The organism is Myxococcus sp. CA039A (assembly GCF_013336645.1).
GTDB classification, from domain to species: Bacteria; Myxococcota; Myxococcia; order Myxococcales; family Myxococcaceae; genus Myxococcus; species Myxococcus llanfairpwllgwyngyllgogerychwyrndrobwllllantysiliogogogochensis.
The window spans coordinates 1-9605 of the sequence record NZ_JABUMQ010000384.1 but is presented as its reverse complement, the minus strand read 5'-3'; the positions used below and the strand labels follow the sequence as shown (position 1 = coordinate 9605).

Genomic DNA, 9605 nt, shown 5'->3' with positions numbered 1-9605 from the left:
GTCCCCCCCCGGAGGAAGTACAACGGGCGGCGCCGGTCGACACCACGCCCGTGCCCCCGGTGTCGCGGCAGGGTGTCTACCGCGCCGCGGACTCCGAGCCGAAGCCCGCGCCCGCGAAGCCCGCGCCCGAGGCCGAGCCCGACTTCAGTGACTTGGAGCCGCTGGACGCGCCGCCCGCGCCCACGGCCTCCGCGAAGCCGACGCCCCGGATGGAGCCCGTGAAGCCCGCGCCCGCGAAGCCCGCGCCCACCATCGCCGCCAGCGACGACGAGAAGAAGGACCCGCTGCTCGACGACGAGCCGGCGCCCGCGCCCGTCGCCGCCACGAAGAAGCCCGCGCCCCCGCCGTCCAATCCGCTGCGCCCCGCGATTCCGCCGGAGCCCAAGACCGATATCTCCGAGTGGGACCCCAACGGGGACTGAGTTCCGCCCCGGTCAGCGCGCGCTCCGGCTCGAGGGACCCCAACGCGACTGAACTCCGCCCCGGTCAGCGCGCGCGTTCCAGCTCCAGGATGTTCCGCCACAGCGCGAAGGGTGAGACGCCCGCGTAACCGCTCTCCTGGCCGTCGTTGCACTCGATGACAATCCAGCGGCCGGAGACCTCCTGCGCCACGTCCACCACCAGGAACGGGACGTCCACCCGGCGCGCCACCTCGCGCCCGAGGGCGAGCGCCTCGCGCTGCTCAAGCTCGTTCATCGTGTACGGCGAGCCCTGCCACCAGTAGGGCCCCCACCCCACCAGCTCACCGCGCCACCAGAAGGTGCGGAACTCGAACGAGCTGGGGATGCGGTCCGGCGCGCCCTCTTCCACCCGGCGCAACGGGCGCAGCTCGCGACACACCACGCGCTGCCAGTGGAGGATGGGGTCCTTCGCATAGGCCGCCATCGCGAGTTCGAACTGCTCGGGCCCCTCGATGATGGAGAGTGACTTGCGGTGGCGGCTCGTCTGTCGCTCACCCTTCACGAAGACGGGCCAGCCGAGCGCGTCCTCCACCGTCTTCGCATCTGGCCGCTCGTCGTACCAGACGCTGCGCGGCGTGAGGTCCGTGAGCCTCGGGTACCAGTGCGGCAGCTCCGTGGCCAACAGGTGCTGGTCCGGCGAATGCACCAGTCGCACACCCTCCGACGCCAGCTCGCGGTGGCGCTCGGCGTAGTCGTTCCACACGCCCACGCGCGCCACCACCTCCAGCGATTCGGGAAGTTGATACGGGCGACGGCAGGGGAAGAACCTGTCGAAGCCGAAGTCGTAGATGCCCTGGCCCGTGGGCGCCGTCAGCATCCACAGTCGCTCCTCCACCTGGAACAGGTCCTCACCCGCACGAAGCATCACGCGAGTGTACGCAGACCGAAGCCGTGCGCCACCGCACCACGGAGCACCGCTCCGTCCATGCACCACCCCTCCCACGGATGCGAGCCGTCCAGGCGGAAACGAATGTTCCAGCGAGGGAGCGCGGGCCTTGCGTATCGAGCGTGCTCGCATCCACTTCGCCTTGCTGGTGCCACGCGCACGACGTTAATGCCCGCCGCGTTCCCACACCCCTAGGAGACGTTGCATGCGAGTCGTCGTGAATTGGTTGATGTGGCCCTGTCTTGTCCTGCTGACCGCCTGTGGAGGAAGCAACACGCGTGACACGCTCGATGACGAGCGCGGCGCGATTCTCCCCAATGCGCAGACCCTCACCTGCTCCACCCTCCAGCTCGCGCGCGGCTCCATCGGCTCGGGCCAGGGCGTGCAGGGCCTGCACACCCAGACGCTGTCGGGCACGCAGGACCGCTGGGCGGAGTACGTCGAGTTCGCCGCCAACAGCTCCGCCACGTGCACCTACCCGCTGCCTGCGGGCGTGAGCGCCGACACCGTCGTCGCGGCCGAGGTGGGCGTGAACTTCCGGGGCCCCCTGAAGTCGGAGATGCGCTGGCTGTTCGAGGCGTGGGACTACACGACGAGCACCTGGGTCATCGTGGGTGACAACGCCTTCGCGCTGTCGTGGAAGTGGTCCGCCACGTCACTGGCCCTCCCCTCCCCCGCGAGGTTCCTCTCCGGCGGCCCCGTGAAGCTGCGCTACCGCACGGAGTCCTCGGCGGATGCGTCGCTGCTGGACCTGCTCGTGGTGCGAGTGCAGGTGGCGGCGTCGGACGCCGGGACTCCGACGGACGCGGGCACGCCCACTGATGCGGGAGTCCCCACGGACGCGGGCACCCCGACGGACGCGGGCACCCCGACGGACGCGGGCACGTCCACCGACGCGGGCACTCCCGTTCCCTGGGAGGGCGTCAGCAGCTTCACGTACCAGCTCACGAACTATCCCCAGGGCAAGCTTGACGCCATCGCGGCCTCGAAGTTCGACCTCGCCATTGTCGAACTGGTGCGGGATGGCTCGAGCGGCTACTTCACCGCCGCCGAGATTTCCGCGCTCAAGTCCGGCGGCAAGCAGGTGCTCGCCTACTTCGAGATTGGCGCCATCGAGGAGTACCGTCCCGAGTGGAGTCAGGTGCCCGCGGACCTGAAGCTCGGCCCCGTGGATGGCTGGCCCGATGAGCAGTACGTGAAGTACTGGGACGAGCGCTGGTGGCCCATCGTCCAGGGTCGTATCGACCGCGCGCTCGCCGCGGGCTTCACCGGTTGCTACCTGGACATGGTGGTGACGTACGAGGAGATTCCCGCCAACTCCGCGGGGACCAACCGCGCCGACCTCGCGCGGAAGATGGTGGCCCTCATCGCCCGCATCAGCCAGTACGCGAAGGCGCGCAACCCGGCCTTCAAGGTGGTGCCACAGAACTCCCCGGAGCTCATCGACGACACGGCGTACCTGCCCGTCATCGACGGCCTGGGCATGGAGGACATGTACTGGTCCGACGACGTTGCCTGTGATGCGTCCTGGTGCGCGGAGAACCGCGCCAACGCCGCCCGGGTTCGCGCCGCGGGCAAGCTGGTGCTGTCCACCGACTACGCCACCCAGTCCGCCCACGTCGCGGACGCGTACACGCGCTCGCGTGCCGCGGGCTTCGTCCCCTACGTCACGGTGCGCGCACTGGACCGGGTGACGGTGAACGCGGGCTGGGACCCTCAGTAGCCACTCAGGTCGCCGGGCGCCCCGCCACGGGAGGCAGGGGCGCCGTCGGCGGAGCACGGGCCACCACCGTCTGGGTGAGCCGCACGCCCGCCAGGACGAGCAACCCACCCACCACGATTTCCCAGTGCAGGGCCTCGTCCAGCAGCGCCCAGGCCGCGAGCGCCGTCGCCGCGGGCTGGAGGTTGGAGAAGATGGCCACCTTCGACGCCGACACCTTCGACAGCGCGTAGTACCAGAGCACGTACGCCACCACCGACGTGAGCAGCCCCAGGTAGACGATGCAGCCCTTGGCCGCCAGGCTCGCGGCCATCAACGCCTCGGGCTTCGCCACGAACGGAGCGAAGGGCAGCATCAACACCGTGGCCATCGTCATGCACCACGCCGTCGCGCGCAGCGGACCGTGGACGGCGACGAAGGGCTTCCCCTCCGTCGTGTAGGCCACCCAGGCCAGCACCGCGCCGAGGATGAGCACGTCCCCCAGCAGCGAGCCGCGTGCATCCGCCAGCCCTCGTCCCAGCAGCAGCACCACGACGCCCGCGAAGGCGGTGGCGATGCCCAGCAGCGTCCGCGTGGAGGCCCGCTCCTGTCCTCGCACCAGGCTCAAGAGATAAACGCCCAGCGGCGTGAGCGCATAGAGGAGCGCGCCATGCGCGGCGGTGGAGCGCGACAGACCGGTGAAGAAGAACACCTGGTTCACCGGGCCCGCCAGGAGCCCCAGGATGAAGATGCGGCGCCAGGCATCGCGCGGCGGCAGCTTGGGCCCGGGCAGCACCAGGAGCAGCGCGACGAACACCAACCCGCTCAGACAGAAGCGCCACAACACCACGGTGAGCGGCGGCAGCTCCGTCATGGCCCGCTTCGCGGCCAGGTACGTCCCCGCGCTGATGACGACCTGGATGAGCAACGCGGCGTACACCCCGCGAAGCGAAGACTCGGAGGAGTTCAGGGGTCGAGCTTGCAGAGCGCCCATTGCGCCGCGGTACGTACCAATTCGCTCGAATCGCCGCAGAGCTTTTCGAGCAGGTATCGCGAGTCCGCCTGCCTGGCCACGCCCAGCGCGTACACAGCGTTGCGGCGAAGCACATCGTACCGTGCACGTGCCAGCGCTGTACCGGGGATGAGTTGCTCGTACTGTGTCGGTGTCAGCCCCGCCAGCTCCAGCGTCCCCAGCTCCGCCACCGCGCGCGGCGCGAAGCGCGGGTGCTCGGCGAACACCGGCCGCCGGTTGAGCGGACACACCTGCTGGCAGATGTCGCACCCGAAGATGAGGTTGTCGAACTTGAGCCGGAAGGCCTCCGGCACCTGCTGCTCGCGGTTCTCGATGGTCTGGTAGGACAGGCACGCCCGCGCGTCCACACGGCCGTTGCCCACCAGCGCGCCCGTGGGACAGGACATGAGACAGCGGCGACACGCGCCACACCGGTCCGCCGCGGGGCCCGTCCCATAGTCGTCGACCTCTGCATCGAGGATGAGCGTGGCCAGCAGCACCCACGAGCCATACGGCTCGGTGATGAAGCAGCCATTCTTCCCCACGTAGCCGAGCCCCGCGCGCGCCGCCCACACCTTCTCCATCAGCGGGCCGCTGTCCACGCTCCCGTACGTCCCCAGGCCGGGGAACATCACGGTGACGGCCTTGCGGAAGGCCTTCATCCTGTCGCGCAGCGTGGAGTGGTAGTCGCGTCCCCGCGCATACCGGGCGATGGGTGAGCCCACCGACTCCTCGTCATCACGCCAGTAGTTGTTGATGAAGGAGATGACCGTCCTGGCGCCCGGAAGCAGCCTGTCCACGTCCAGTCGCTCGGCGGCTCGCTCGCCCATCCAGTCCATGTCCGCCGCGAAGCCCGCCTCCAGCCACTCCATGAGGAAGGTGGGAGGAATGGGCTCCGCGCGAGCGAAGCCCACGAGGTCGAAGCCAACGGACCGGGCGAGGTCGCGAAGATGGGCGGTGGGCAGCACGACGGCGAACCTGGGAGCGCTACGACGCGGAGGGCTTCTCCGGAATCCACTTCACGTCCTGCACATTGGCGCGGTGGTTGGCCACGCGCGCCATGACGAAGAGCAGGTCGGAGAGCCTGTTGAGGAAAACCACCACGTCCTTCGGAATCGTCCCGTCGCGCAGCAGCGGGACGGCGCGGCGCTCGGCGCGACGGCACACGGTGCGCGCCAGGTGCAGCGCGGCGGCCCCCTGCGTGCCTCCGGGCAGGATGAAGTGGGTCATCTTCGGCAGCTCGCTCTCGAAGCGGTCGATGGCGTGCTCCATGTCCTCCGCCCAGTCCGCCTTGAGCGCCGGGATGTGCGCGGACGCCTTCGTGCCCGCCGGCGTCGCCATCACCGCGCCCACGGTGAAGAGCTGGTCCTGGAGCCGGTGCAGCATCGCGTCCAGCTCCTGCGGCAGCGTGAAGCCCCTCGCGAGCCCGAGCGTCGCGTTGAGTTCATCCACCTCGCCGTACGCGTCCACGCGGGCGTCATCCTTCGCGACGCGACCGCCCCCGAACAGGCCGGTCTCTCCCGCGTCACCCGTCTTGGTATAAATCTTCATGTTTCCGGCTTGTACCGGTGGTGCGCGGCACACGTCCAATGAGAAGGCGCGTCGGTGCATGCGCGGAGACATGCGACATTCTGCGGGGTAGCTGGCAGTTCGCGCGACACGGGGCTTGATCCGCGAGGCAGCGGCGCCTAGACGGCATGGCCCCATGCAGCCCTATCTGAACCTGCTCGACCACGTCCTCAAGCACGGAACGAAGAAGGGCGACCGCACCGGCACGGGCACGCTCAGTGTCTTCGGCCCACAACTGCGGTTCGACCTGACGCGCGGCTTCCCGCTGGTCACCACGAAGAAGCTGCACGTGAAGTCCATCTTCCACGAGCTGCTGTGGATGCTCGCGGGCGACACCAACGTGCGCACGCTCCAGGCCAACGGCGTCACCATCTGGGACGAGTGGGCCAACGCACACGGCGAGCTGGGGCCCGTCTATGGCCACCAGTGGCGCTCCTGGAACGCGCCGGACGGCGCGCACATCGACCAGATGAAGGCCCTGGTCGACGGGCTGAAGAAGAACCCCGACTCGCGCCGGCACCTCGTCAGCGCGTGGAACGTGGCGGACCTGCCGGACATGAAGCTGCCGCCGTGCCACGTCCTCTTCCAGTTCTATGTGGCCAACGGGCGCCTGTCCTGCCAGCTCTACCAGCGCAGCGCGGACATCTTCCTGGGGCTGCCCTTCAACATCGCCTCGTACGCGCTGCTGACGATGATGGTGGCGCAGGTGACGGGCCTGGAGGCGCACGAGTTCATCCACACGATGGGCGACGCGCACCTGTACCTCAACCACGTCGAGCAGGCCCGTGAGCAGCTCGCGCGCGAGCCTCGGCCGCTGCCCCGCCTGCGCCTCAACCCGGACGTGAAGGACCTGTTCGCCTTCAAGTACGAGGACCTCCAGCTCGAAGGCTACGAGCCGCACCCCGCCATCAAGGCCCCGGTCGCCGTATGAAACTGTCGGCCATCGTCGCCCTGGCATCCAACCGCGTCATCGGCGCCCACAACCAGCTGCCGTGGCGACTGCCCGCGGACCTCGCGCGCTTCAAGCGACTCACCATGGGCCACACGCTCATCATGGGCCGCAAGACGTATGACTCCATTGGCCGTCCGCTGCCGGGCCGCGCCTTCATCGTCGTCACGCGCCAGCAGGACTTCGCGCCCGATGGTGTGACGGTGGCCCACTCCGTGGAGCAGGCGCTCCAACAGGCGCGGGCCCGAGGCGATGACGAGGTCTTCATCGCGGGCGGCGCGGACCTCTACGCCCAGACGATGGACCGCGTGCAGCGCCTCTACCTCACGCGCATCGCTCGCGATTACCCGGGCGACATCTTGTTCCCGGAGGTCGACCTGTCCGGCTGGCGACTCGTCGAGGAAGAGCAGCACCCGGAGTCAGAGCCTCCGTACGCGTTCCTCACCTACGAGCGCTGAGGGGCACATCCCTCCTTCCGTCGCTCGTCCGCCAGGCAGCGCACCGGGCGCCGTCGGGTGGCTCCCACGCGAGGCCGTGTCCACCTCCAACGGCATGTGGACCACCCTCACCTTCCCGCTGCCGCAGCACCTCATGGGCCGCACCCTGCGCACGGCGTCGCTGGCCGGTGCCACCGGACTCGCGCTCGCCAACACCGCCACGCTTGCTCGCCTCTCCCGGCAGCTCGACGCCCAGCGAATCCGCAGACCCCTGCGAGCCCGAGCCTTCCGCGCACTCGCCGTCGGAGCCAGCGCCCTGGGTGCCACCGCGCTCGGCGCACTCGCCGTCGGAGCCGTCGCCATCGGCGCGCTCTCCATCGGCTCCCTCGCCATCGGCTGCCTGCGGGGCGGTGACTGGCGCCTCGCTCGCCTGCGCATCCATTCCCTGGAAGTCGAGCAGTGGACAGGCCCTGGCAACTTCACTGCCGGCACCACCGCCCCTTCGCGCGCTTGAAACGCCCGTTTTGATATTGATTCGCAAAATTGAAACCCTCATCCCCCGCTGGTAGACGAGGACCATGAATCGTGTGGTCTCCGTCGCCTTGTGCCTCGTGCTCGCGGTGCCTCTTTCGGCCGTGGCGGGCGAGGCCGGCGCGGATGAGCGGACGTGGCACCGATTGGTGGGCATCCTCCAGTACCTGGAGGCGGACTATCCGGCCGCCATCGAGTCCCAGTCTGCGTTCGAACTGGCGGAGCAGAAGAGCTTCGCGGCCGAGGCGGTGGACGCGGCCCAGGGCCTGGGCGCGGCGGCGGCGGTCTTCATCCCACGTGTGAAGGCCATCCAGGCGCGCGTGGACCAGTCGCGCGACGCGGAGGGCGTGAGCCGGGACTGCGGCGCGCTGGTGGAGGACCTGGTGCTCGCCGGGGGCCTTGCTCGCAGCCCGCGTCACCCGCCGGACCTGAAGCTCGGCGAGAAGCTCTTCCAGACGAACTGCGCGGCCTGTCACGGCGCGGACGGCAGCGCCAACCTGCCCATCGCCGCCACCATGGAGCCCCAGCCCGCCAACTTCCGCGACGCGGAATTGATGGGCGGCCTCACGCCCTACAAGGCCTTCAACACCACCAGCTTCGGCGTGCCGGGCACCGCGATGCCGGCCTATCCCACGCTGAGCGAGGACGAGCGCTGGTCGCTGGCCTTCTTCGTCTTCACCCTGCGCCAGCCGCCGTGCGAGGGCGCTCCGCCGCGAGCGTCGCTGGAGCGGCTGGCGAACACCACGGATGACGAGCTGGTGAAGTCGTTCGGCGCGGAGCACCTCGCGTGCCTGCGCCGCGAGCTGCCGCAAGTGGACGAGGAGCGCTCGCTGATGATTGCTCGCGACGGCGTGCAGGAGGCGCTGCGGCAGGGCGCGGCGGGCAACGCGGCCGGGGCGAAGGCGGCCTTGTTGGATGCGTACCTCAATGGCCTGGAGCCGGTGGAGCCCAAGCTCAGCTCACGGGACTCGGCGCTGGTGCTCAAGCTGGAGCAGGGGTTCCTGAACGCGCGGCTCGCGGCGGAGAACGGCAGTCCGCGCCTCCAGGACGAGGGCCGTGAGCTGGTGTCGCTCCTGGACCAGGCGCGCCGGGGCAGCGGCACCGCGGCGGACCTGGTGTCCACGCTGTGGCTCACCGTGTTCATCCTGCTGCGCGAGGGCTTCGAGGCCACCATCATCGTCGCGGCGCTGCTGGCGGCCCTGAAGAAGATGAAGGCCACCGAGCACGTGCGCGTGGTGCATGCCGGCTGGATGTCCGCGCTGGTGGTGGGCGCTGGGGCCTACCTGCTCGGCCGACACCTGCTGGCCGGCGCGCAGCGCGAGTGGCTGGAGGGCGTGGCCGCGCTCGTGGCGGTGGGCATGCTGGTGTACGCCGCGATGTGGCTCAACGCACGCTCCAACATGAGCCAGTTCATGGGCGAGCTGCGCCAGAAGATGCAGGGCGCGCTCGGCCGCGGCAGCATGGTGGGCCTGTTCCTCATCGCCTTCACCGCCGTGCTGCGCGAGAGCTTCGAGACGGCCATCTTCCTCCAGGGCCTGGCGCTGGACTCGCCCGAGGGCGTGGCCTGGGGCTCGCTGGTGGGAGTGGTGGCGCTTGGCATCCTCGTCCTCTTCATCAACCGGCTGGGCTTCCGGCTGCCCATGAAGACGTTGTTCAACGTGTCCACGGGGGTCCTCGTCGTCACGGCGGTGATGCTGCTGGGCAAGGGCCTGCACTCGCTCCAGGAAGTGGGGGCGCTGCCGCTGGTTCCCGTGCGCTTCTTCACCCTGGACCTGCTGGGCATCTACCCGGACCTCGTGTCCCTGCTTCCCCAGGCCCTGCTGGCCGCCGCGCCGGTGGCCCTGGTGCTGCTGCGGCGCCGGGCTCGCGCCGACCGCGTCACCGAGGTGTCCGCCAGTTGACGCGACGACACCCCCGGCCTTGCGGTAGTTTGTGCGGGTGAGGTTTTCGCGCGCGCTCTCCGCCTGGCTGGTCGTCCTGCTCCTGTCGAGCACGGGCTCCGCCCGGGGTCAGCCCGTCCCCCAGGAGGACAAGCCGGCCCAGCGCCCCGCCCCGGAGCTG

General features: G+C 69.7%; 9 protein-coding genes and 1 pseudogene. 6 read left to right on the top strand and 4 right to left on the bottom strand.

Translation table 11 applies throughout. The annotated features are described in order from the left end of the window. Window positions 1-422: pseudogene (locus HR086_RS40670) on the top strand (hypothetical protein); the annotation flags it as partial. A 64-nt stretch (window positions 423-486) separates the two neighbouring features. Here HR086_RS40670 and HR086_RS40665 read toward each other — a convergent pair. After that, window positions 487-1326: an ATP-grasp domain-containing protein gene (locus HR086_RS40665; RefSeq protein ID WP_174468293.1), complete on the bottom strand. Its 840-nt coding sequence runs from the start codon at window positions 1324-1326 to the stop codon at window positions 487-489. A gap of 226 nt (window positions 1327-1552) precedes the next feature. Between HR086_RS40665 and HR086_RS40660 the strand changes: the two genes are divergently transcribed. Next, window positions 1553-3070 (top strand): endo alpha-1,4 polygalactosaminidase, encoded by a 1518-nt coding sequence (locus HR086_RS40660; protein ID WP_174468291.1) that lies wholly within the window; start codon window positions 1553-1555, stop codon window positions 3068-3070. Between the two features lie 4 nt (window positions 3071-3074). On the opposite strand, the gene HR086_RS40655 is transcribed toward HR086_RS40660, so the two are convergent. Genes HR086_RS40655 through HR086_RS40645 form a run of 3 tightly spaced genes read right to left on the bottom strand, consistent with a single transcriptional unit; the run spans window position 3075 to window position 5609 of the window. After that, window positions 3075-4040: a DMT family transporter gene (locus HR086_RS40655; RefSeq protein ID WP_174468290.1), complete on the bottom strand. Its 966-nt coding sequence runs from the start codon at window positions 4038-4040 to the stop codon at window positions 3075-3077. Further along, window positions 4013-5026, bottom strand: coding sequence for a tRNA epoxyqueuosine(34) reductase QueG (queG, locus tag HR086_RS40650; RefSeq protein ID WP_174463220.1), 1014 nt, complete (start codon window positions 5024-5026; stop codon window positions 4013-4015). The genes HR086_RS40655 and queG overlap by 28 nt, the downstream gene beginning before the upstream one ends. Before the next feature lie 19 nt (window positions 5027-5045). Beyond that, the gene (locus HR086_RS40645; RefSeq protein WP_141646662.1) at window positions 5046-5609 is read right to left on the bottom strand and encodes a cob(I)yrinic acid a,c-diamide adenosyltransferase; all 564 of its coding nucleotides are present in this window, start codon (window positions 5607-5609) and stop codon (window positions 5046-5048) included. A 154-nt stretch (window positions 5610-5763) separates the two neighbouring features. Here HR086_RS40645 and HR086_RS40640 point away from each other — a divergent pair, with 154 nt between their 5' ends. The 4 genes from HR086_RS40640 (at window position 5764) to HR086_RS40625 (ending at window position 9445) form a co-directional block, all read left to right on the top strand. Then, window positions 5764-6558, top strand: coding sequence for a thymidylate synthase (locus tag HR086_RS40640; protein ID WP_174468289.1), 795 nt, complete (start codon window positions 5764-5766; stop codon window positions 6556-6558). Continuing rightward, complete coding sequence (locus tag HR086_RS40635; RefSeq protein ID WP_141646660.1) at window positions 6555-7034, top strand: dihydrofolate reductase; 480 nt, start codon at window positions 6555-6557, stop codon at window positions 7032-7034. The genes HR086_RS40640 and HR086_RS40635 overlap by 4 nt, the downstream gene beginning before the upstream one ends. Before the next feature lie 76 nt (window positions 7035-7110). Then, a complete protein-coding gene (locus tag HR086_RS48045; RefSeq protein WP_217442148.1) occupies window positions 7111-7527 on the top strand; it encodes a hypothetical protein in 417 nt (138 codons plus the stop codon). 64 nt (window positions 7528-7591) lie between these two features. Then, window positions 7592-9445, top strand: coding sequence for an FTR1 family protein (locus HR086_RS40625; RefSeq protein WP_174468288.1), 1854 nt, complete (start codon window positions 7592-7594; stop codon window positions 9443-9445). The last annotated feature ends 160 nt before the right edge of the window (window positions 9446-9605 follow it).

Bases quoted from the DNA above. Each gene is read 5' to 3' on its own strand.
- HR086_RS40625 (WP_174468288.1), top strand. From the start codon at position 7,592: ATGAATCGTGTGGTCTCCGTCGCCTTGTGCCTCGTGCTCGCGGTGCCT.
- HR086_RS40660 (WP_174468291.1), top strand. From the start codon at position 1,553: ATGCGAGTCGTCGTGAATTGGTTGATGTGGCCCTGTCTTGTCCTGCTG.
- HR086_RS40665 (WP_174468293.1), bottom strand. From the start codon at position 1,326: ATGCTTCGTGCGGGTGAGGACCTGTTCCAGGTGGAGGAGCGACTGTGG.
- HR086_RS40640 (WP_174468289.1), top strand. From the start codon at position 5,764: ATGCAGCCCTATCTGAACCTGCTCGACCACGTCCTCAAGCACGGAACG.
- HR086_RS40645 (WP_141646662.1), bottom strand. From the start codon at position 5,609: ATGAAGATTTATACCAAGACGGGTGACGCGGGAGAGACCGGCCTGTTC.
- HR086_RS40635 (WP_141646660.1), top strand. From the start codon at position 6,555: ATGAAACTGTCGGCCATCGTCGCCCTGGCATCCAACCGCGTCATCGGC.
- HR086_RS40655 (WP_174468290.1), bottom strand. From the start codon at position 4,040: ATGGGCGCTCTGCAAGCTCGACCCCTGAACTCCTCCGAGTCTTCGCTT.